Genomic DNA, 22,448 nt, shown 5'->3' with positions numbered 1-22,448 from the left:
ATATTCCCCTTAAAAAACAAAGTGAAACTTGCTAAAATAAAATCGGGTATTTTTTTCTCTGTACCAAAAAATAACTTTGAGAAAAGTTGGAATTGAGGACTGAATGATTCGAATAACGCAAACAAAACAGGGCCTTGTGAGAGGACTTGCAGCAGCAGATCCTTATATTACATCATTTAAAGGTGTTCCTTTTGCAGAACCACCAGTGGGAGAATTACGATGGAGAGCTCCACAACAGGCAAAATTATATGAAGGAATCAAAGACTGCTTTGAGTTCGCACCAATCTCCATGCAGAATACACCCGGTGAAGACAAAGAAGATTTTTATAGTAAAGAGTGGAATCTGTATCCGGAGATTCCGATGAGTGAAGATTGTCTATATCTAAACATCTGGACACCAGCAAAGGCAACCCAGGATAAGCTGCCGGTGTATGTCTGGTATTTTGGAGGCGGCCTTCAATATGGCAATACGGCGGAAATGGAATTTGATGGGGAACGAATCGCCAGACGAGGGATTGTTGTGGTTACGGTGAATTATCGAATAAATCTATTTGGTTTTTTGGCACACCCGGAACTGACAAGCGAAAATCCTAAGGCCCCTGCCAACTTTGGCAACCTGGATCAGAAAGCGGGTTTACAATGGGTGTATGAGAATATTAAGGCTTTTGGAGGAGATCCAAAACAGATTACGATAGGCGGGCAGTCTGCTGGTGGCGGTAGTGTGCTGACGCAGTTAAATGATCCTTCCAATCAACCTTATATCAAACGTGCAGTGGTAGAAAGTGGTATGTTTCTAAGTCCTTTTCATGACAGTCCATATATAACTTTGGAACAGGCAGAAAGACAGGGAGAAGAATTTTTTAGAATACTCGATATCACGTCTTTGAAGGAAGCAAGAGAACTGCCTGCGATTTATCTCAGGGACAAAAACAGGGAACTTGGATTTCAGTGGTGGACAGCTATTGATGGAGTATTCCAAAAAGAGTATTATCTGAAAAACTTACTTACTGGAAATATATTAGATGTACCATTGTTTTTTGGTTATACAAAAAATGAATTTATAGAAGAACAGAATGGAAAAAAAGTCAATACAATACAGTTAGCTATGGCGGCGGCTGTTTTAGCTATGAGAAGAACAGGCCGACACAAATTTTCTTATTGCTATGAATTTGCTCTAGATATGCCGGGGGAAGACCAACCGGGAGCTTTTCATTCTTCCGATCTATGGTTTTTCTTCGAAACCCTTGCAAAATGCCATCGGACGTTTACTGGGATTCATTATGATTTGGCAAGAACCATGTGTGATTCTCTTTCTGCTTTTATCAGGACGGGGAATCCGAATAAAAATACCAAAAAACATTCTCGACTTCCAGAATGGAAAGATTGTCATAGTAAGAATAGAAACCTGATGCTATTTGACAAGGAAATAATCTGTAAATGTTTGGACTCGGAAGAAGAGCTGCTTTTCATAGCAGAGTCATGTATCGGACAGGATCAAATATCGAGAATACACTAGAAAAGGATAGAATTATGTTGCAGTTAGAAAAGATATTTCAAGATCATATGATGTTACAAAGAAACTGTGAAAATCGTATTTACGGAAAGGATTTACCCCATGAGAAAATCAGACTTCTGTTTCAGAATCAGGTCTATGAAAGTAAATCGACTGAAGAGGGGAACTGGGAAATCGTAGTTGGACCATTGCCTGCGGGCGGTCCTTATTCCATGTTGTTTTTGGGGAGCTGTCAGATAGAAATCAAGGATGTTATGATTGGAGATCTGTATTTTCTATCCGGACAGTCTAACATGGAAATGAAACTGACAGAAACCATTGATGTGACCAGATTAGATACACTGTTGGAAATACCTTCTATTCGATTTCTTTCTGTAGTACCAAATTATATTTTTCAGGAAGGAGAGGAAGTTCTGCCACTTCTTTCCTGGAAACAGGCCGTAAAAGCAAACTTTTCAGATATGAGTGCCATTGGCTACTTTTTTGCTTTAGAGATTACAGAAAACCAGAACGTACCAATTGGGCTTATTCAGACTGCGGTGGGAGGCAGTAGTATTGAGGCGTGGATGAAAAGAGAAACATTGAATAAATTAGGAAATTCCTGTGAAGAAATTGCATATTTTCTGACACCTCATGCATTAGAAACTATTATTCTGAAACAGATGACAGAGAAAGAGCGCTGGATGAAGCCCATATTGCAGGAGAAGATACCAGCCCATGCCGAGTGGGAGGATTGGTATCTTTCGCAGACTATAGGACCTTGCTCCATATCGCCCTATTATGGCTCCATCTGGCTCAAAAGAGAGATTTATCTGGAAGAAAAACCGGCAGAAGACGGGGTTTTAAGGTTGGGTTTGATGATTGATGGAGCAACCATCTGGATTAACAACCATTATGTCGGAAGCGGTTTACATCGATATGAAATGCTAAACTTCCCTGTCTGTAAGGATATTTTACAACAGGGAAGAAATGAAATTATGGTCCGATTAGTGATAGAAAATGGTGTTGGTGGTTTCGTACCTCAAAAACCATATCGTCTTACAATTGGACCTAAGGAATTAGATTTAAGTGGAATCTGGAAGACCTGCAAAGGAACAGTACAGAAGGAAAAAGCTCCAGATGTCCTGTTTCCACCATTATTTCCCCTAGGGTTGTTTTATGGAGTTTTGCGTCCTCTTCGTCATTTGCAGTTTCGAGCTATTCTATGGTATCAGGGAGAAAGTAATGTGGGTCATCCTGAAGATTATAAGACAATGTTTTATGAGATGAAAGCTGACTGGGAACAAGAATTTCGGAGACCTTTGAGTTTCTGCTGTGTTCAGCTGGCTAATTATCAGGATCCACTGAATCAGGTAACAGATACGGGGTGGGCAAAAATTCGAAATGATCAAAGACGGTGCAGAAAGGAAGTAAGTTCTTCGCCTGATCGAATAGGTGTGATTACAGCCATGGATTTGGGTGAAAAGACAGATTTACATCCTCACAACAAAAAAGAAGTTGCTTACCGCCTCAGTTTATGGGTGCGGAGGCAGATATATGGAGAAGAAATCTGTTGCCATGGACCTGTTTTAAGTACCTATGAAAGAATAGATGATAAAATAATTCTTTATTTCAAGTATGATGATTCTATTTTGCAAGAAATCACAAATTTTGAAATATTAACGGAGGTTGGTGAGTGGAGGCCTGTGAAGGCTCTGCATAGACCTGGTCAAGTGGAAATTATGTTACCGGAATCTATGAAACCGAAGAACGCAGGTTCCGCGAAACCAGTAATCCAGGTTCGATATGGATGGTATGATAACCCGGGACCTTTAAATTTTTACAATAGTGATGGACTTCCGGCAGAAAGTTTTTTCCTGGAAATAGAATAGCAAAGTGGGTAAGGATTATGATAAATTAGAAATATGAATTCAGTCAGGTGGGGGAACAGGATGGAGAAGTTTTTAAGACGTTTTGAAAGTTTTATGGATGATTTTGAAATACGTAAAAAATTATTTATTTTGTACATTGTCTGCGTAATCCTGCCACTGATTGTCACAGATGGTTTTATTATTTATTTTGTTGTTCATTCAGAACAGACAGAGCGGCAACATGATATGGAAAACATTGCCAATGCGGTACAGTATAATTTTACCAATAGCATTAACAATGCTTCCGGTGTCGCCAGAAATATTTACATGAATAAATACATCAATGATTTTCTGGGAAAAGAGTATGAAAATCCGCTAGATTATGTGACTTCTTATCAGGAGTACTTTAAGAGTGTGTTGTTTGACAGTGGGTTTGGCTCGGATAATATTATTGTGAAGATGTATTCAGATAACCAGACTATAGTAAGAGGTGGAAAGTTTGGGGGTCTGGATGAAATTATAGATAGTGAATGGTATCAGCAGTTACAGCTTTCAGAGACCGACAAGACGATTATGTTTTTATATGATAAAAGCAAAGTTCCGATGGTTGAGGCAAAGAGAAAAATTATTTTTGCACAGAAAATGAACTTCTATAATGGAGATTCTTTTGAAAAGGTTCTGACTGTTGAGATTGATTATAGTTCACTAGTGCGTAATCTTGTGAAAATGAATTATAATATGCCGGTTTTTGTTTGTAATGACAAACAGATTTTACTATCCAATGAGGATTATAACAGTGTTGGAAAAAATTATCAGGAATTTAAATTTGAAAACAGAGTTGGATATCGCCAGGATATGAGTCTTTATGGTATGGATTTTCAAATTTATATTTTGAAACCTGAAATGACTATGGTCAGTCAGATGATGAACAACATGCCATTATTAATCATATCGCTTATAGTGGCTAACATTATATTGCCACTTGTTTTGGTGCGTGGTTTTAACCGTTCCTTTACTGTACGAATTAGTGAATTGAGTGATGTTTTTCAGAAAATCGACGATGAGAGACTGGTACAGATCTATGATGTTCGTGGGCAAGATGAAATCGGAGAATTGATGCGTAATTACAACAAAATGGTAAATCGTATTAACTCACTGATTGAAACAGTGTATGTAGGCAGGATGAAAGAACAGGAAATGATGGTAGCCAGACAGAATGCAGAGCTTCTGGCTCTGCACAGCCAGATTAATCCGCATTTTCTATTTAATGCTTTGGAAAGTATCCGTATGCATAGTATTATTAAGATGGAGTATGAAACAGCAGATATGGTGGAGCGGTTGGCAATTATGCAGAGACAGTATCTGGAATGGGGGAATGATCTGGTAGCAATCTATCAGGAAATGGATTTTGTGAAGGCTTATCTGGAGTTACAGAAATACCGTTTTGGAGAGAAGCTTTCCTATAGTCTGGAAATGGAAGACTCCTGCAGGGCTTATAAAATTCCAAAACTGACGCTGGTTACCTTTGTGGAAAATGCCTGTGTTCATGGTATAGAAAGTAAGTCAAAGCCTGGATGGATTTTTGTCCGTGTTTTTGAAAAAGATGAGACTCTTTGTCTGGAAATTGAAGATACGGGACATGGTATGGAAGAGGCGCAGATGAAAGACCTTCGGATGAAGATGGATTATGCAAGTATAGAAATGTTACAGAATAAGGGTAGGGTAGGTACTGTGAATGCCTGCCTTCGTCTGAAAATGCATACAAACAACCAGGTTCGGTTTCATGTAGAAGGTGAAAAGGGAATGGGTATGGTGGTACAGATGTATATACCGTTAAAGTATGTGTAAGGCTTTTGGGAGGAAACTGGAATGTTAAAAGTGCTATTAGTGGATGACGAACCATTTATTATGCAGGGTTTAAAGGTGCTGTTTGATTGGGAACAGGAAGGATTTGAGATTGTCAAAACGGCTGGTGATGGTCAGGAAGCACTGGAGTTTCTGAAAGAATGTCAGGTAGATTTGATTATTGCGGACATTAATATGCCGGGAATTAATGGTTTAGAACTGTTGGAGAAAATCAGAGGAGAAGCAATATCGGACGCTTATTTTGTGTTTTTAAGTGGTTATGCTGATTTTTCCTATGCCCAGAAGGCTATTTCCTATGAATGTACGTATTATCTTCTAAAACCTGTTGAAAAAGAAGAATTGATCAAAGTTTTGAAAAAAGTACGGAAAAAAAATGATAAACGGGTTGAGTCCAGACAAACCAGTGTAAAAATGGAACGTGCCTATCAGGCAAGAAATATGATTTCTGTTATTCTCGGGAAGTATGATTCTTCCAACCTGGAATATGTGAAGGAATACACCAGATTTTCTGATACAATGTATTATGTGGAAATTGAACTGGATGGAATGCAGATGGAAGAAGAAATCACCGATCAGAAAAAACGAGAATATCAGCGAAAACTATTCCAGTCCTGTCTTGATTTTCTAAAAGAAGATGGAAACCACTGTATTTTTGATGTATCCGGACATGAAAAAATATATGATATAGGGTTTGTTTTCTGTGATTATATGGCTCATCAGGAAGGAATGACAGAAGCAAAGTATTTAGAATATTTCCAAAAATATCTTCAAGATGCTGTTGGGCTTCCGGTTATTATGCTGTTAGGTAAAAAAGTAAATGATATTTCTCAGATAGCAAAATCATACCGGTCTGCATGCATGCTTCGTTCTTTTCAAGGATTTCACAGTAAAAAAAGCATTTACTATTATGAAGAGGATATCCAGGTCTCCAATACGGGAATTGTGTTATGTAAACAAAGCCTAGATCAACTGGTACAGGCCATTGAGCAGAATGATTCTGCTACGATTATCAAAAGTGTATCTTTATTCTTTGAAGAAATGCAATCCAAAGGGCTTTCAGAAAAAATTATTAATTTGAATATTAATTATCTTCTGTTCCAACTGATTCATCTGGCAACAGAGCAGGATGATGGAATAAATCAGGAAGAAATCTTGCGAGTGATCAGTGAAAGTACGTTTGAAGAAGGAATTATGCGAGGCAGTAAAGCCCATATTACCAGATTTGCCTGTGAATATGGAGATTATCTGACTCAGTTGAGAAAAAAGGTTTCCAGAGGGGTTCTTGCAGAAGTGAAAAAGGAGATCTGGGACCGTTATGCAGAGAATCTTACCTTAAAAGATTTAAGCGAAAAATATTATGTAAACAGTGCTTATCTGGGACAACTGTTTCGAAAAAAATATGGACAGTCCTTTAAAGACTATTTAAATGCTTACCGAATTGAACAGGCAGCCAATCTGTTACTGAGAACCGATGATAAAATCTACTGTATCGCTGAGGCGGTAGGGTATCATGATCCAGACTATTTTGTGAACCGTTTTATTGCACTGAAAGGCTGTACACCAGCCAGATTTCGTAAGCAGGCACAGGAGTAATTTGCAAATTCAACTACAAACAGCAAAAAATTAGCAGGGTAAAGTATAGAAATCGATTCTATACTTTGCCCTGTTTTTATATATAGTTTCTCCAATTGTTTGAAATTGCAGGGAAGTTATAATAAGAGTATCAAAAAACAAGGGAGGGTTCAAAATGAAAAAGAAACAACTTTTGAGTTTGTTACTTGGAGCAACATTATCCATTGCATTGCTGGCAGGCTGCGGTAGCAAAACAGATGAGTCAGCTACTGAAACATCAACAGATTCTGCAACCACAACAACAGAAGCTGATGCAGGTGAAACATCAAATGGAGAAATTAAAGAATTCACTGCATTCTTCGCGGTAGCTGGAACTGAAATCAACGATGATAACGAGATTCAGACGATCATTGCTGAAAAAACAGGTGCTAAAGTGAAAGAAACATGGTTAACAGGACAGACTGACAAAGAAGCAATTGGTACTTTTATTGCGGGTGGTGAATATCCAGATTTTATTGAAGGTGGTAGCGGAACGCCTCAGTTAATCGATGCTGGTGCACTGGTTGCTTTGGATGATTACATCGAAAAGTACCCAAATATCAAAGCTTTATTTTCAGAAGAAGACTGGAACAAACTTCGCCAGACAGATGGACATATTTACTTTATTCCACAGTTCGGTACTGTAAAAAATGAGGAAAAAGTATGTACCCATAATGACGAAGCTTTCTGGATTCAGACCAGAGTATTAAAATGGGCTGGTTACCCAGAAGTGAAAACTATGGATCAGTATTTTGAACTGATTGAATCTTATCAGGCAGCAAATCCTACCATGGAAGATGGTACAGAAAATATCCCATATACCATTCTTTGTGAAGACTGGAGATATTTCTGTCTTGAAAACGCTCCGCAATTCTTAGACGGATATCCGAACGATGGTTCTGTAATTGTAGATCCTGTAAACTTAAAAATTATTGATTACAATACAACTCCTACAGCAAAACTCTACTTCCAGAAATTAAATGAAGAGTACAAAAAAGGAATTGTAGATCCTGAATCTTTTACACAGACTTATGATGAATATATTGCAAAACTTTCAACCGGACGTGTTCTCGGTATGATCGACCAATGGTGGGATTTTGCATACAATGTAAATGATGCTTTAAAACAACAGGAACTTGATGCACAGGGCTGTAATTATGTTCCACTTCCAATTACCATTTCAGAAGATGTTAAAAATCAGTGGCACAACTCTGGTGCAGTATTAAATGTTTCCAGTGGCCTTGCAGTAACAACAAGCTGTGAAGATGTCGATGCAGCGATGAAATTTGTAAATGATATCTTAGCACAGGACATCCATGATTTACGTTTCTGGGGTGTTGAAGACGTAGATTATAATGTTACAGAAACTGGAGAATTTGCACGTACAGAAGAACAGAGAATGAATGCATCTGACACAGCTTACAAAGCTTCTAACCTTTGTACATATTCTTACTTCCCGCAGTATACAGGAACCAGTGATGATGGAATCAATGCAAACAGACCAGATGGTCAGGCAAGCGAATTCTATGATGCTTTGCATCCAGTATTACAGGAATGTTTTGCTGCATATGGTGCAAAAACATATGTAGATATGTTAGGAACCAATGAATCACCAGGATCATGGTACCCAATGTGGTCATTCTCCAACTCTTTAAATACCAGCACACCAGGTGGTACTGCATGGGTTAAAATCGGTGAAGTAAAACATGAATGGCTTCCCAAAATCGTTATGGCTAATGACTATGAAGGCGCTTGGGCAGATTACATGGAAGTATATAAAAACTGTGATTCACAGGCATTCTTAAGTGAAATGCAGACAGAACTTGATCGCAGAATGGCTGAATCAGCAAAGTTTAATTAATTCTCAATTATAGTAAGAAAAAACTTAAGGCAGGCAGATGTAGAGTGTTTCATCTGCCTGTTTTTAAAAATAGGAGTGAACACGAAATGTCTCTTTTGATGAAGAAAAAAGTAAAAGAAAAAATCAATGAAGTACCCATACAGATTACCTGGAAAGAAATCAAACGGCAGAAGGTTCTTTTATTCTGGTCATTCATAATTGTAATATATGGCGTTATTTTTTATTATCTTCCACTAACCGGCTGGGTGATGGCATTTCAAAATTATAAGCCAAAAGATGGTATCTTCCATTCACAATTTATAGGTTTTGCCAAGTTTGAACAGCTATTTCATGATGCAACCTTCCTTAGAGTAATTCGCAATACTTTGGGCATGGGTGTAATCAATCTGGTGGTTTCCTTTATTACTGCCATTGTATTTGCCATACTGTTGAATGAATTGCGTAACAAAAACGGGAAGAAGTTAGTGCAGACAATTTCTTATCTCCCCCACTTTTTATCATGGATTATTGTTACTGGTATTCTTCATGAAGCGTTATCAGGAAGTGGTATTGTAAATGAGTTATTAGTAAAATTTAATTTTATTGATGCCCCTATTAATTTTTTTGCACATCCCAAATTCTTCTGGCCTATTGTTGCATTTGCCAACATTTGGAAGGAAACAGGATGGAACGCAATTATTTATCTGGCGGCCATAACGGCAATTGATCCTTGTCTCTATGAAGCAGCAGCCATTGATGGAGCAGGAAGATGGGCACGTATAAAATATGTTACACTGCCAGGAATTAAACCAACCATCATTATTCTGCTTTTGATGAATGTAGGAAATGTACTCAATGCAGGATTTGAAATTCAGTATCTATTAGGAAATGGACTGGTACAAAGTGTTTCCCAGACAATTGATATCTACGTGTTAAAATGGGGAATCAGCCAGGGAGACTATGCGATTGGTACCGCAGCAGGTATCTTCAAAAGTCTTGTCAGCATTATTTTGATTGTAATCGCAAATATGATTGCTAAGCACAATGATGAGGAACGTTTATTCTAGCATGCATTTTTTTACAGGCTAAACTGTTCTGATAAAAAGTACTTGCAGTCAAAGTTTATAGAATATTGAAAGGCATGGTTGCTGAAATGAAATTACTCAATAAAAATAAGAAAAAAACATCTCTGGGAGATATGATTTTTTATCTCTGCAATGGGATTTTTATGATAGCCTTTGTTATCATTACACTATATCCGGTGTTTAACACGCTGGTGATATCCTTTAATGATGGAACAGATGCATTACGTGGAGGAATCCACTTGTGGCCAAGAAAATGGACGCTGAAAAATTATGAAACAGTTTTAACGAAAGATAATCTGATTACAGGTGCTTATATCACTGTTACAAGAACAATTATTGGTACCTTGCTTGCGCTGGTTACCAATGCTCTGCTTGCCTTTATTGTAAGTAGGAAACGCTTCTTGTTTAAGAGACAGCTTTCCCTGTTCTGGGTGGTAACCATGTATGTGAATGGGGGACTGGTTCCAACATTTCTTCTTTTTAAAGGATTGGGTCTCACCAACAGTTTTGGGGTTTATGTTATTCCTGGTATGCTCAGTGCATTTAATATGCTGGTTATCAGAACCTTTATGAATGGAATTCCTGATTCCCTTGAGGAATCAGCACAACTGGATGGGGCCGGTTATATGACAATATTTATCCGGATTATCTCACCGTTATGTAAACCTGTATATGCGACTGTTGCGTTGTTCGTGGCAGTAGGGCAGTGGAATTCCTGGTTTGATGCCATGATCTATAATCGTATGAGATCAGACTTGACAACATTACAGTATGAGCTTATGAAACTACTCTCCTCTGTTACAAATCAGGGTGGTTCTGTAGAAAATTTAAAAAATGCAGCAGGGGCTGTTACGCCTACATCGGTACGAGCAGCAGCGACGATTATAACTATTTTACCAATTATTATGCTATACCCATTTTTACAAAAATATTTCGTCACAGGTATGACACTTGGAGGAGTAAAAGAATAATGTAAAGCATGGACGCTTTTCTTGTATTTAAGATTTCGTCTCGGTATAATCATAGTAATAAAAGAAAGCAGGTATTTACTATGAGAAGAAGAATTATAAACAGCATATTCTTAATTGGTATGGTAATCATAATTTTAATGATTACTTTTTCCAAAAAAGAGTCTGCACAAAATAATACTTTAAAAAAGTTTACAGCATTCTATGATGTGCAGGGCGATAAAATTGATGAAAATAACGAAATAAAAAGAAAAATTGCTGAAATTACCGGGGCAGAATGTGAAGAAATTTGGTTGGGATCTCAGACAAAAGCAGATGCTATTAACTCTTATATTGCCAGTGGTGAATATACAGATTTTATCATTGGTGGGCTTGAGTTATATCAGGTTGGGGCCTTACTACCGATTGATCTGTATTGGGATGACTATCCAAACATCAAAAAATATATGACAGAAAAAGAGTGGGACAGACTCCGGCTGGAGGATGGACACATCTACTGGATTCCTCAGTTTGGAGTTGTAAACGGGAAAGATATAGAAACCATTCATGAAGGTGAAGCCTTTTGGATACAGACCAGAGTATTAAAGTGGGCAGGTTATCCTGATGTTCGCACACTGGATGAGTATTTTGACCTGATAGGCGATTATTATGAAGCAAATCCTGTTATGGAAAATGGAACTCCCAATATTCCCTATACGATTTTGTGTGATGACTGGAGATATTTTTGTCTGGAAAATCCACCACAATTTTTGGATGGATATCCCAATGATGGAAGTTGTATGGTGGACCCGGTGAATTTAAAAGTTCTGGATTATAACTTTACAGATACAGCCAAGCGTTATTTTATGAAATTAAATGAACAAAATAAAAAAGGGATTGTAGATCCAGAATCTTTTACCAGTACCTATGAAGAGTATATTGAAAAACTTTCCAGTGGGGCTGTTCTTGGAATGGTGGATCAGTGGTGGCAGTTTTCTTATAATATTACTTCTCCATATGAAAAACAAAATCTGGATGAGGTGGGATGTAATTATGTTCCCCTGCCCATAACCATAGACAGATCCATAAAAAATCAATGGCATGTGAAACGCTCTAACGAACTGGATATATCATCTGGAATTTCAGTAACCATATCCTGCCAGGATGTGGATGGTGCTTTTCAGTTTATCAATGATTTATTAGATGAAGAAATACAGAATCTCAGATACTGGGGTATTGAAAATGTAGATTACTATGTGGACGATGGGGGAGTTTTCTATCGGACGGATGAACAAAGAGAAAAGCATAATCTTGCTGATTATCTGGCCTCCCATTTTTGCGCATATGCTTATTTCCCCAGAAAGGAAGGGATTAATAGTGATGGCGTCAATATGTTTTCGCCAGAATATCAACTGGGTGAATTTCAAGCCTCCTTGCCTCAGGATGTAAAGGAATGTTTTGATGCTTATGGAGCCAGTACTTATGTAGATATGATTGGAACAAATGATCAGCCCGGAAAGTGGTATCCGATGTATTCCTATTCTACGTTATTGACCAATCAGACACCAGCAGGTGTGGTGTGGAAGGAAATGACAGCACTGAAGCAGTCATGGCTTCCCCAGGTAGTCATGGCAGATAATTTTGAAACCACCTGGGCCCAGTACCAACAGGCCTATAATAATATTAGCTCTCAAATCTTTTTTGACGATATGCAGTTGGAACTGGAAAGAAGAATCAAAGAGTAGCAGCATGATTTTCTGTAAAAGCAATACGAATTAATAAAAAACATAGTTAGAATATAAGAGACGGGAAATAAGTAGCCATGGAACAGATTAAAAACCCTATACTCAGAGGAATGTATCCAGATCCTTCCATTTGTGAAGCAGGAGGGAAATATTATCTCATAACCTCCACATTTACATATGCACCGGGAATTCCAATTTTTGAAAGTGAAGATTTACAGAACTGGACTCAGATTGGAAATGTTTTAGAGACTTCAAAGCAATTGGATTTAATGGATTTGGAAGTATCTTCTGGGATATTTGCAGCAACAATTCGTTATCATAAGGAAAAGTTTTATGTAATTACAACAAATGCCGGAAGAGGTGGCAACTTTTATGTAACCGCAACGGATCCAAAAGGTCCCTGGTCTGAACCAGTATTTTTGGAACATGCCTCTGGAATTGATCCCAGTCTATTTTTTGCGGGTGAGTGTTGTTACTATGTTGGACAGCGATTTGAGGCAGATGCCAAGTACTATGGCGACTGTGAAATCTGGGTGCAGAAACTGGACTTAAGCAATGGCACCTTAGTAGAAGAACCTCATGTTCTATGGGATGGTGCTGCTAAGAACGTGGTATGGCCGGAAGGACCACATCTCTACAAAAAAGATGACTATTACTATCTGATGATTGCAGAGGGTGGAACAGCTCATGAACATAGTGTAAATATCGCAAGAAGCAAAGAACTCTATGGACCTTATGAATCATGCAAAAATAATCCTTTGTTAACACATAAGCATTTGGGGTTGAACTATCCACTTCAGTATATCGGACATGCCGATCTTGTAGAAGACACTGATGGAAGCTGGTTTGCTGTAATGCTGGGAACCAGAATGTATAAAGGAAAGAGTTCCATGGGTCGGGAGACTTTTATGGTTCCTGTTATTTGGGAAGAAGACTGGCCTGTTTTCTGTGCAGGAGAAGGAAAAATTCCTGTATTACCAGAAACTCTGTGCGGAATGGGGATAGTAAAAAAAATCAATTGGACGAATCCGCTTCCCCTTTGTTGTGTTATGTTACGTAGCGTACTGGATTCTTCAATTAGAAACGTATTAGATGGAAGTCTGTACCTGAAACTTGGAACACAAAAACTGGAGGGAGAAAAAACACCGTCCTATATTGGAATCCGAGTTGCGGAGCATCAGTTTTCGTTGAGAGTTCCAATGACATTTCTCCCAGAAGAAGGGGAAGAAGCTGGATTGGTATACTATTACAATGGGGACAACTTTATCAGATTTATTATCTTAAAGCAAAACAACATAATAATAGCAAGTATTATTAAAAAAGAAAAATCAGTAGAAACCTGTATTTTCAAAGAAGAAGCAGATCAATATAGGGGAAACGTTATTTTGGAATTGCAGACTGAAAAACATAGTATGAACTGTATCTTTAATGGAAGAATATTGGAAGAATCAATAGATATTGCTCAGCTAACGACCCAGGGAGCTGGTGGTTTTGTCGGCTGTACCATGGGGGTGTATGGATATACAGACAAAGAAAACAGTACAAATTATGCTGTTTTTGGCCCCATGACTGTCATCTATCCTTAATAAAACACTACTCTATATGTGGAAAACCAGGCTGCCGATTCGTAATATTTTATTTTTCCAGACAGGAAGCGGGAGATATGTTGATTTTATGAAGTTTCTTTATTTGGATTATAAATAAGCAGGAAAGAGGAACAGGAATCAGATGATGGATGAAAAAAAGCAAGCATTTAATCCTTATTTACCATCCTGGGAATATGTACCAGATGGGGAACCCTATGTATTTGGAGACAGACTTTATCTATATGGATCCCACGACTTTTATAATGGCCCTGTATTCTGTCCTGGAGACTATGTATGCTGGTCAGCACCCGTTGAAGATTTGGGAAACTGGCGTATGGAAGGGGTAATATACAAAAAAACCGATGACCCTGAAAATCCTTATGGAAAAATGTGTTTATATGCACCAGATGTAACTCAGGGTCCTGACGGCAGATATTATCTCTACTATGTTCTGGATAAGATTTCGGTGGTATCAGTGGCAGTATGTGATACTCCATATGGTAAATTCGAGTTTTATGGATATGTGAGATATGAGGATGGAACGAGACTTGGCGAAGGAGAGCAGGATGAACCCCAGTTTGATCCCGGAGTATTAACGGAGGGTGATAAATCATATCTTTATACAGGGTTTGCTGCACATGGAGATACAGGCAGACATGGAGCAATGGTTACTGTTTTAAAGGAAGATATGATAACTATCGAAACGGCCCCAGTATTTGTGATTCCCAGTAAATCCTATGGACAGGGTACAGATTTTGAAGGCTTTGAATTCTTTGAAGCACCATCTATCAGAAAACGTGGAAATCTGTATATTCTTATTTACTCTTCGGTACAAATGCACGAATTATGCTATGCATACAGTGAAAATCCATGTTCAGGTTTTCGTTACGGTGGTGTGGTTGTGAGCAATACGGATTTGCACATTGATACTTATAAACCGGCTCTGATGCCCGCTGCATATGGAGCCAATAATCACGGGAGTATTATTGAGATTCAGAATCAGTGGTATGTTTTTTATCATCGTCATACCAATAATTCATGGTATTCCAGACAGGGCTGTGCTGATAAAATTGAATTTTGGGACAACAAGACAATTCGTCAGGCGGAAATGACATCATGTGGTCTAAATCAGGGGGCTCTGACAGGAAAAGGTGAGTATCCAGCATTTATCGCCTGTAATTTATTTAGCCGAGAAGAGTCTGTATATGTCGGGGGGGAAGGATTCCCAAGAATACGACAGGATGGCAGAGATGGGGATACAGATCCTGCTTATATCAGTAATGTGACAGATGGATCTACAATCGGGTTTAAATATTTTAATATGCAACAAGTCAGTAAAATCGGGATTAGGATACGCGGGTATGCAAAAGGAGTATTTCATGTAAAGACAGCCTGGGATCAGGAGCCACTTGTATCTATACCCGTGGATTTCAGCAATGTATGGGAAGATTACCAAAAAGAAATAGCACCACTGACAGGAGTATATGCATTGTATTTTACTTTTGAAGGACGGGGAACAGCAGATTTTTATTCATTTACAATGGATTAAACGACGGGGGATTAGCAATGGCAATCAGAAAAAAGGGACGGGTAGAAAAGAAAAGTAATCAGCGGAATCAGCTAATACAGTCAGGACAGGCAGCACAGCCGGAGCAGCCAGGCCAGGGGAGCAAGAGAAAAATGAGGATGCTGGATAAAGAAATAAAGATGCAGCAAAAACAAGATGCAAACTCCGTAAAATGGTACCATAGTATTCGAATAAAATTAATTTCTGCGTTTATGATTCTGGTAATTTTGCTGGTGGTTTTAGGCACTTTTTCTTATCAAAAGGCAGCACAGGGAATTATTCAGAATTATGAAAGTGCCATGAATTCTTCCTTAAATTTAATGCTTCGCTATTTTGAAACAGTCAGTATATCTGCTGAAGCTAAAAATTTGCAATTAACCAGAAATACCACTTTAAGAAAGTACTATGCAGGACTTTATGCTGAGGATTTAATCGAGCAGAAAAAAGTTTTTACGGAAATATCTTCGCAAGCCTATGCTACTGCCATGACGGAAAAAAACATCAGTGAAATCTATGTGTTAACAGAAACGGGAAAACCAATCGGAGCGATTAATAATCTTTTACCTGCAGATACCTATGACCAGTTCGCTGCTTCGGAGGAATTCAAACTACTGGAGAATCTTGGAAATCAGGAAACAATATGGCTTGGTTTTCACCCGGGACTGGATATTCCGGCAGAGAAAAAAATTGACTCTTATGGAATTTACTGTGTCAGAAGACTTTTTGATCAGTATGATAAACCAGTTGGTTATGTCATTGTTGATTTATCCAAGGAATTTATTACAGACACTTTAAAGACAAGCGAGTTACCAGAAGGCAGTATGGCTGTTTTTCAGACCAGCGATGGCAGAAATTTGTTTGATGGTGAGTATGATGAAGCAATGCTGGAAGAAATTATGCAAAAGAAAGCTGAACTTACAGACGGGAAAGGCTATATCAGTTATCAAGGAAATAGTTATCTTCTATTAGAGGGAAATGTGGAAGAGGTGCAGGGCAAGATCATCACATTGATTCCAAGGTCTGCCATCATTGAACAGGCTCAGGCAGTTAAGAATACTACCATGATACTTGTAGTTCTTGGAGGTCTCATCGGAATCGGTTTGACAGTAATTCTCTCCAAAGAGATTGCAAAAGAAATTGAAAAGGTTAATTTTGTTCTGAAAAAAAGTGCAAAAGGCAACCTGACCAGCCTGGTAATGGTACGTGGAAAAGATGAATTTCAGTTACTTGGAAATTGTGTGAATGAAACGATACTTGAAATAAAAAAAATGATAGAGCGGGTGCAGCAATCCAGCAATAAAATTGCAGTATCTTCCGGATATATGAAAACAGTATCGGAAGAGTTAATGAACGCCAGTGATGGAATTCATCATGCATCTCATGAAATCAGCTGTGGAATGAGTCAGCAAGCAGAAGATACTGTAAATTGTGTGAAAGAAATGAATGAACTGGCAGTATTAATATCCAACGTAAATGATGCCATTGGACTGATGAATCAGGTGCTTACAAAAGCGGACAAGCTCTCCTATGAAGGAATTGATGTGGTGAATAAACTTTGCCAGAGAGAAAAAGCAACGGTTTCCATTACCAATCAGGTAATTACCAATGTGGAACAGATGGAAGAAAATTCGAAAGAAATTAGTGAGTTTATTAAGGTTATTAATTCCATAGCAGAAAGTACGAATCTATTATCCTTAAATGCCTCCATTGAAGCAGCCAGAGCTGGAGAAGCAGGACGTGGATTTTCTGTTGTGGCAGATGAAATTCGTAAGCTTTCAGCACAGTCAGAGCAGGCTTCAGCAGAAATCGGCAGAATCATTTCCCGTATGAAAAAAGAAACAGTTGATACGGTAGATAGTGTGAGACAGGCAAAAGCGGCAATGGAAAGTCAGGAAAAAACTTTAAATGAAACTGTTACTATGTTCCAGGGGATGAATCAGGAAATCATGTCCCTTGCGGATCATATGAATCAAATCCATGGAAAGATGGAAAATATGGATCAGTCAAAAGATGAAATGCTTGGAAGTATCCAAAGTATTTCGGCAGCAGCAGAAGAAACGGAAAGTGCAGCAGGACAATTAGAGGAAAATGTAGCAAATCAGATGGCAGTTGCAAAGAAAATTGAGGAGGCTGCAGAAGATTTAAATAAAGAATATGAAGAGATGGAACGGATGGTAAACAGATTTACCATTTAGGAGGAGTAACGTGAAGCAGAAACAATATCGCAATGTTTTTTTGGAAGCTGGTTATCAAAAAGAAGAAATAGAGAAAAGAGTAGAGGATACTTTTTGGCAGATTTTTTATGGACCGAATAAATTTTATTTTGAAAATGAAGACGGGACTGGTTATGTGATGGATACTGGAAATTATGACGTAAGAACCGAAGGTATGTCCTATGCCATGATGATGTGTGTACAGTTAGGTAAAAAAAAGGAATTTGATGCTCTTTGGAAATGGGCAAAAACTTATATGTATATGGAAGAAGGGGTTAACAAAGGATATTTTGCATGGAGTGTCCACCCAGACGGAAGAAAGAACTCCTATGGACCAGCTCCTGATGGTGAAGAATTTTTTGCTATGGCGTTATTTTTTGCGGCACATCGCTTTGGAGATGGAGAAGGAATTTTCTGCTATTCAAAAGAAGCAAGGGATTTATTGTCTACCTGTGTTCACAAAGGAGAAGATGGGATTGGATTTGCCATGTGGAATCCAGACAATTATTTAATACGGTTTATTCCTGACAGGGAATTTACAGATCCATCCTATCATCTTCCGCATTTTTACCAGTTATTTTCTCTGTGGGCGAAGGAAGAGGACCAAAAATTCTGGACTATTGCAGCTGAAAAAAGTAGAGAATACTTGAAAAAGGCCTGCCATCCAGAAACTGGTCTAAGCGCAGAGTATAGCACCTTTTCTGGAGAACCTTACCCCTTGGAGCAGGAAATATTTGGTAGACATGACTGGTATTTTAGCGATGCATACCGCACGATTGCAAATATTGCGTTGGATTATGAATGGTTTGCAAAGGAAACTTCGGAAGGCAGTTGGCATAAGGAAACAGCAGAAAAACTTCAGTATTTTTTCTGTGAAACCATAAAACATAACTCGAGAGCCATTTACACCATCGATGGGAAACTTGCGGGAGATGAAGCGCTCCACCCAATTGCAATCACAGCAACCAATGCACAGGCGTCTCTTGCCTCTGATGGACCCTTTGCCATTGCTTGTGTAAAAGATTTCTGGAACACCCCACTTAGAACAGGTGAAAGAAGATACTACGATAACTGCCTGTATCTTTTCGCCATGCTGGCTTTAAGTGGCAATTACCGCATTTGGTAGATGGAAAAGCAAAGCAAGCTGGAAAATTGAGGAAAGCTAAGAATAGAGGATGTCTGTACTTGGCGGTAAATATCCAAGGCTAGACTTTCACTAGCTAGATTAGTGCCATGCCTGGCACACAAAAAGCTGCTGTTCTTATATATTATAAGAACAGCAGCTTCTGATTGTATCAAGATATTATGAATCCTAAGAAATAACATATTCTGCAATCAATTGGATTTATAAATTCTCTCGCATATGAATTATAAGCCCTTTATGTCGATGTTGCCGGACTCGCAAGAGACCGTAATATGCTTTCCTATGTCGGAAGAGGAAAGCGGCTTGTATTTTTCTCCCATATCCTGCCCTTCAACTTTAATAGTGCCGTATTCTGTAAATAAATCGTAGGAATAATCGGTGGCTGGAGAAGAGAATTCCAGAGAAACGTCTCCATATTCATTATCTGCCGTTAAAGTCTGAAGACTGGCATCTTTCATGTGAAGGGAACCGGTTCCCATGGTAATATCCGCATCTCCTGATATGGTGATTCGCTCTGCGTTGGTTTCACCGTATTCGATGTCTGCTGCGAAAGTATTTGCTGTCATATCTGTTATCTCGAGGCTGCCTGTGTTTATTTCTACGGAGAAAGAATCGGTCTCTGCGGAGCTTAACTGAAGGCCACCGTAATCGATTGCTGTTTCAATAATGCCGGAATCGATATCCCTTATATTCACATTGCCGGTATTCATTTTCAAAGTGACGCTGGAAGCATCGATGGTGCTTAGGCCGGCATCTCCGTAATCGGCAGTTACTGTCAGAGTATCTGCAACTATACTATCCAGATTCACATTACCGGTGTTTACCTTCAACGCAGCGGTAGAGGTATCGATGGTGTTTAGTGTGATATTTCCGTAATCGGTAGTTACTGTCAGGGTATCTGCAATTATATTGTCCAGATTCAAATAGCCAGTGTTTACTTCCAGAGCAATACAAGGGGCATTCATGCCAGTCAGGTTTACATCGCCGTAATCCGCAGATATAGAGACGGAAGAAGCATTTAGGGAGGAAAGATTAGTATTTCCGCAGTCGTTATTCACCGAAATACTATTTAATTCTACATTCCCGGGAATATAAACAGTGACTGATTCATTCTCCCGGATATCGCCGCCTTGAATACCTGAAAAGCCAAGGAACATATAATGGAAGGAAGAGGAACCTGCAGCATTATTCGCTTGAGTTATATGCAGCGTACCGTCTTTGATTTCATAAGATAACGGGTGATTCTGTGCCGTTTTATAAGAAATCTTAAAGCGGTCTGATTCTTTGATTTCCACATTGGCATAGGAAACCTTCATGTCGATATTTTGAAAGGCATCCAGTTCGATGTCTGTCATTTCTATAAAGTCAGTTTCATTCAGTTTTGTCTGGTTCCAGCTATATACCTGAAAGCCGTCGTTGCTTATGCCGATACCGGTAACGCTTTCTCCGAGAAAAAATCCTGTAATATATAAGATGATGCCTAAACCGACAAAAGCAGCGCATAGGGCAAGAAACTTATTTGTTTTGCTCATTTTTTCTTCCTCCTTTTTCGATCAGATGTCCAAAGAAACGTACCATGCGGGTGAGGAACCATTGACAGAAGCGTATCATGCCAAAGGTCAGCAGCATACCGAGTCCCATGGAGACAAGGCCGGCCCCCAGGCAGCTAAGAAAGGCGGGGAAATTGGCAACGGCCACGGTGAATCCGGCAACGATGTAAAGAGGCCCGGCAATAGCTATTATAATACCTGCAAAGATAAAGCATAAGATGACCGCCAATATGCATAAAACAAAAGCGATGATTACCATGGCAAAGCCCAGAGCCAGAGGAAGAGCAAAGGGCGCTGCACATACGGCGAGTACGCCTACCCAAACGGCATTTAAGCCTTTTTTCACATCTTTGACCGGTGCGGCGGCGTTTTTGCGAACAATGTTGGCTACGATTTGTTCTGCGGCGAATTCGGGTGTTCCCAGATCCTCAATTACCTGAGCCTCTTCCTCGGCGCCTGCGTCGGAAAAGTATTCTTCAAAATAATCCACGGCCCTTTGGAAGTCCTCTTTTGGAAGATGCCGCAATTGTTTTCTTAAAGATTGCATGTATTCCGCTTTATTCATTTTCATTTCCTCCCTCTTGGAAAATTCTTTTCTCATTTATAACTTTTTCGATGGTGGCGGTATGCTGCTGCCACTCATTTTTCAGGAATTGCCATTGGTTTTCTCCAGCCTCGGTAATCCGGTAGTATTTGCGATTGCGGCCCTGAAAAGGCTGGTCATAAGTAATGACGAAATTGTTGTCGGACAGGCGGCGAAGGATGGGGTAGAGCGTGGAATCCTTCATATTGGATACGCTTTTTAATTGCTGGCTGATCTGGTAGCCGTAGCTGTCTTGCTGCCGGACGATAGAGAGAAGGAGAAAGTCGAGCAGGGGGGCACTGATTGGGTATATCATATGAGCTCCTTTCTTCGGCATAGGCTCTTGGTATGCGCCTGAAATTACGAAGGCGCCGGAAAAGGCCGATATCGATAGATTTGTTTTTTACATATATAATTATTATGTATATTATATATTGTATAATATACATTGTCAATATATATATTTATAAATAATAATTATAGAAAACCATCATGTTACTGAGAACGGAGTGAACAGTAACAGCATCAATGTAAAGCTAATATTTACAGGATGTTACGGAAAGAATTCGGAGTGTAATATAAAATGAGATGTTGTATGTAAATCGCAATCATGTGATAATATGATAGAAAGAAACAGAAGTGAATATGTAAACTAATAAGTTTTGGAAAAGAGGGATGCTATGAACGTTTTATTTGTGGAATATCCGAAATGCAGTACTTGTAAAAAGGCGGGGGAATGGCTGAAGGCACATGGAATTACGTATGCAGACAGGCACATTAAGGAGGATAATCCTACGGCGGCAGAGCTGAAGGAGTGGCATGAGAGGAGCGGGAAGGATATAAAGAGCTTCTTTAATACGAGCGGGAACTTGTATAAGGAAATGCAGTTGAAGGATAAACTCCCGGGAATGACCTTGGAAGAGAAATATGCACTTCTTTCCACGGACGGAATGCTTGTGAAGAGGCCGGTCGTGGTAGGAGAAGATTTTGTTTTGGTTGGTTTTAAGGAAGCGGAGTGGGCGGATAATATCATACTTTCTTTCACAAAATAGTGATCAGATAAGATACAAATTATGCGAAAGAGTATAGGCGTTAGAATCCTCGGTTTAGTAGCCATATTGCTGCTTACAGGTTTGGCGAGCAGCATTACCGGTACATTTCTGGTCAGGAATATGAATGAAATAGTGCCTTCCATCGAGTTGATAACGGATAAGACGAAAGAGAGTAAAATTGTCGGAAAAGAGTTACAGTCGGAAGTGAGCGTTTTTGAAAATATTTAGGTATAATAATCCACCATTTACAAATACTAGCAACACATCGCTGTAGATTCTCGAGCCAGAGAAGAATG

General features: G+C 39.0%; 17 protein-coding genes. 14 read left to right on the top strand and 3 right to left on the bottom strand.

Annotation, left to right across the window (positions count from 1 at the left end):
* Positions 1–103: 103 nt before the first annotated feature.
* From CC90_RS0113455 to CC90_RS0113400, 12 genes are all read left to right on the top strand, one after another.
* A complete protein-coding gene (locus CC90_RS0113455; protein ID WP_051869571.1) occupies positions 104–1,516 on the top strand; it encodes a carboxylesterase/lipase family protein in 1,413 nt (470 codons plus the stop codon).
* On the top strand, positions 1,438–3,384 hold the full coding sequence (locus CC90_RS0113450; RefSeq protein ID WP_081906000.1) for a sialate O-acetylesterase: 1,947 nt from the start codon (positions 1,438–1,440) through the stop codon (positions 3,382–3,384). Before CC90_RS0113455 ends, CC90_RS0113450 begins: the two co-directional genes overlap by 79 nt.
* 60 nt (positions 3,385–3,444) lie before the next feature.
* Positions 3,445–5,211, top strand: coding sequence for a sensor histidine kinase (locus CC90_RS0113445; RefSeq protein ID WP_031391288.1), 1,767 nt, complete (start codon positions 3,445–3,447; stop codon positions 5,209–5,211).
* Between the two features lie 21 nt (positions 5,212–5,232).
* Positions 5,233–6,822, top strand: coding sequence for a response regulator transcription factor (locus CC90_RS0113440; RefSeq protein ID WP_031391287.1), 1,590 nt, complete (start codon positions 5,233–5,235; stop codon positions 6,820–6,822).
* Positions 6,823–6,976: 154 nt separating this feature from the next.
* Positions 6,977–8,701: a type 2 periplasmic-binding domain-containing protein gene (locus CC90_RS0113435; protein WP_031391286.1), complete on the top strand. Its 1,725-nt coding sequence runs from the start codon at positions 6,977–6,979 to the stop codon at positions 8,699–8,701.
* Between the two features lie 86 nt (positions 8,702–8,787).
* Positions 8,788–9,747 carry an ABC transporter permease gene (locus CC90_RS0113430; protein ID WP_031391285.1) on the top strand — a complete coding sequence of 320 codons (960 nt, stop codon included), beginning with the start codon at positions 8,788–8,790 and terminating at the stop codon, positions 9,745–9,747.
* 74 nt (positions 9,748–9,821) lie between these two features.
* Positions 9,822–10,736, top strand: a complete 915-nt coding sequence (locus CC90_RS0113425; RefSeq protein ID WP_035315713.1) for a carbohydrate ABC transporter permease — start codon at positions 9,822–9,824, stop codon at positions 10,734–10,736.
* Positions 10,737–10,816: 80 nt separating this feature from the next.
* Positions 10,817–12,457 (top strand): type 2 periplasmic-binding domain-containing protein, encoded by a 1,641-nt coding sequence (locus tag CC90_RS0113420; protein WP_031391283.1) that lies wholly within the window; start codon positions 10,817–10,819, stop codon positions 12,455–12,457.
* Positions 12,458–12,534: 77 nt separating this feature from the next.
* Positions 12,535–14,043 (top strand): glycoside hydrolase family 43 protein, encoded by a 1,509-nt coding sequence (locus CC90_RS0113415; RefSeq protein ID WP_031391282.1) that lies wholly within the window; start codon positions 12,535–12,537, stop codon positions 14,041–14,043.
* Between the two features lie 142 nt (positions 14,044–14,185).
* Positions 14,186–15,592, top strand: a complete 1,407-nt coding sequence (locus CC90_RS0113410) for a family 43 glycosylhydrolase (protein WP_330373234.1) — start codon at positions 14,186–14,188, stop codon at positions 15,590–15,592.
* Positions 15,593–15,609: 17 nt separating this feature from the next.
* Positions 15,610–17,805, top strand: coding sequence for a methyl-accepting chemotaxis protein (locus CC90_RS0113405; protein ID WP_031391280.1), 2,196 nt, complete (start codon positions 15,610–15,612; stop codon positions 17,803–17,805).
* 10 nt (positions 17,806–17,815) lie between these two features.
* Positions 17,816–18,949 carry a glycosyl hydrolase family 8 gene (locus CC90_RS0113400; protein ID WP_031391279.1) on the top strand — a complete coding sequence of 378 codons (1,134 nt, stop codon included), beginning with the start codon at positions 17,816–17,818 and terminating at the stop codon, positions 18,947–18,949.
* A 242-nt stretch (positions 18,950–19,191) separates the two neighbouring features.
* On the opposite strand, the gene CC90_RS0113395 is transcribed toward CC90_RS0113400, so the two are convergent.
* From CC90_RS0113395 to CC90_RS0113385, 3 genes are read right to left on the bottom strand one after another with little or no spacing between them, the layout of a single operon-like run.
* Positions 19,192–20,499, bottom strand: coding sequence for a DUF4097 family beta strand repeat-containing protein (locus CC90_RS0113395; protein ID WP_031391278.1), 1,308 nt, complete (start codon positions 20,497–20,499; stop codon positions 19,192–19,194).
* The gene (locus CC90_RS0113390) at positions 20,483–21,082 is read right to left on the bottom strand and encodes a DUF1700 domain-containing protein (protein ID WP_031391277.1); all 600 of its coding nucleotides are present in this window, start codon (positions 21,080–21,082) and stop codon (positions 20,483–20,485) included. Before CC90_RS0113390 ends, CC90_RS0113395 begins: the two co-directional genes overlap by 17 nt.
* Positions 21,075–21,416 carry a PadR family transcriptional regulator gene (locus tag CC90_RS0113385; RefSeq protein ID WP_031391276.1) on the bottom strand — a complete coding sequence of 114 codons (342 nt, stop codon included), beginning with the start codon at positions 21,414–21,416 and terminating at the stop codon, positions 21,075–21,077. The genes CC90_RS0113390 and CC90_RS0113385 overlap by 8 nt, the downstream gene beginning before the upstream one ends.
* A 364-nt stretch (positions 21,417–21,780) precedes the next feature.
* Between CC90_RS0113385 and CC90_RS0113380 the strand changes: the two genes are divergently transcribed.
* Entirely contained in the window at positions 21,781–22,152 is a 372-nt protein-coding gene (locus CC90_RS0113380; RefSeq protein WP_031391275.1) for an arsenate reductase family protein, read from the top strand.
* Between the two features lie 21 nt (positions 22,153–22,173).
* Positions 22,174–22,380, top strand: a complete 207-nt coding sequence (locus CC90_RS0113375; RefSeq protein ID WP_031391274.1) for a hypothetical protein — start codon at positions 22,174–22,176, stop codon at positions 22,378–22,380.
* The last annotated feature ends 68 nt before the right edge of the window (positions 22,381–22,448 follow it).

This window comes from Kineothrix alysoides (assembly GCF_000732725.1).
Classification (GTDB): domain Bacteria; phylum Bacillota; class Clostridia; order Lachnospirales; family Lachnospiraceae; genus Kineothrix; species Kineothrix alysoides.
Note: the sequence above shows the minus strand (reverse complement) of the source record. Positions and strands in the feature narration are given on the sequence as shown.

Coding starts and splice junctions, on each gene's coding strand:
- CC90_RS0113455 (WP_051869571.1), top strand. CDS start 104: ATGATTCGAATAACGCAAACAAAACAGGGCCTTGTGAGAGGACTTGCA.
- CC90_RS0113450 (WP_081906000.1), top strand. CDS start 1,438: ATGTTTGGACTCGGAAGAAGAGCTGCTTTTCATAGCAGAGTCATGTAT.
- CC90_RS0113445 (WP_031391288.1), top strand. CDS start 3,445: ATGGAGAAGTTTTTAAGACGTTTTGAAAGTTTTATGGATGATTTTGAA.
- CC90_RS0113440 (WP_031391287.1), top strand. CDS start 5,233: ATGTTAAAAGTGCTATTAGTGGATGACGAACCATTTATTATGCAGGGT.
- CC90_RS0113435 (WP_031391286.1), top strand. CDS start 6,977: ATGAAAAAGAAACAACTTTTGAGTTTGTTACTTGGAGCAACATTATCC.
- CC90_RS0113430 (WP_031391285.1), top strand. CDS start 8,788: ATGTCTCTTTTGATGAAGAAAAAAGTAAAAGAAAAAATCAATGAAGTA.
- CC90_RS0113425 (WP_035315713.1), top strand. CDS start 9,822: ATGGTTGCTGAAATGAAATTACTCAATAAAAATAAGAAAAAAACATCT.
- CC90_RS0113420 (WP_031391283.1), top strand. CDS start 10,817: ATGAGAAGAAGAATTATAAACAGCATATTCTTAATTGGTATGGTAATC.
- CC90_RS0113415 (WP_031391282.1), top strand. CDS start 12,535: ATGGAACAGATTAAAAACCCTATACTCAGAGGAATGTATCCAGATCCT.
- CC90_RS0113410 (WP_330373234.1), top strand. CDS start 14,186: ATGATGGATGAAAAAAAGCAAGCATTTAATCCTTATTTACCATCCTGG.
- CC90_RS0113405 (WP_031391280.1), top strand. CDS start 15,610: ATGGCAATCAGAAAAAAGGGACGGGTAGAAAAGAAAAGTAATCAGCGG.
- CC90_RS0113395 (WP_031391278.1), bottom strand. CDS start 20,499: ATGAGCAAAACAAATAAGTTTCTTGCCCTATGCGCTGCTTTTGTCGGT.
- CC90_RS0113390 (WP_031391277.1), bottom strand. CDS start 21,082: ATGAATAAAGCGGAATACATGCAATCTTTAAGAAAACAATTGCGGCAT.
- CC90_RS0113385 (WP_031391276.1), bottom strand. CDS start 21,416: ATGATATACCCAATCAGTGCCCCCCTGCTCGACTTTCTCCTTCTCTCT.
- CC90_RS0113380 (WP_031391275.1), top strand. CDS start 21,781: ATGAACGTTTTATTTGTGGAATATCCGAAATGCAGTACTTGTAAAAAG.
- CC90_RS0113375 (WP_031391274.1), top strand. CDS start 22,174: ATGCGAAAGAGTATAGGCGTTAGAATCCTCGGTTTAGTAGCCATATTG.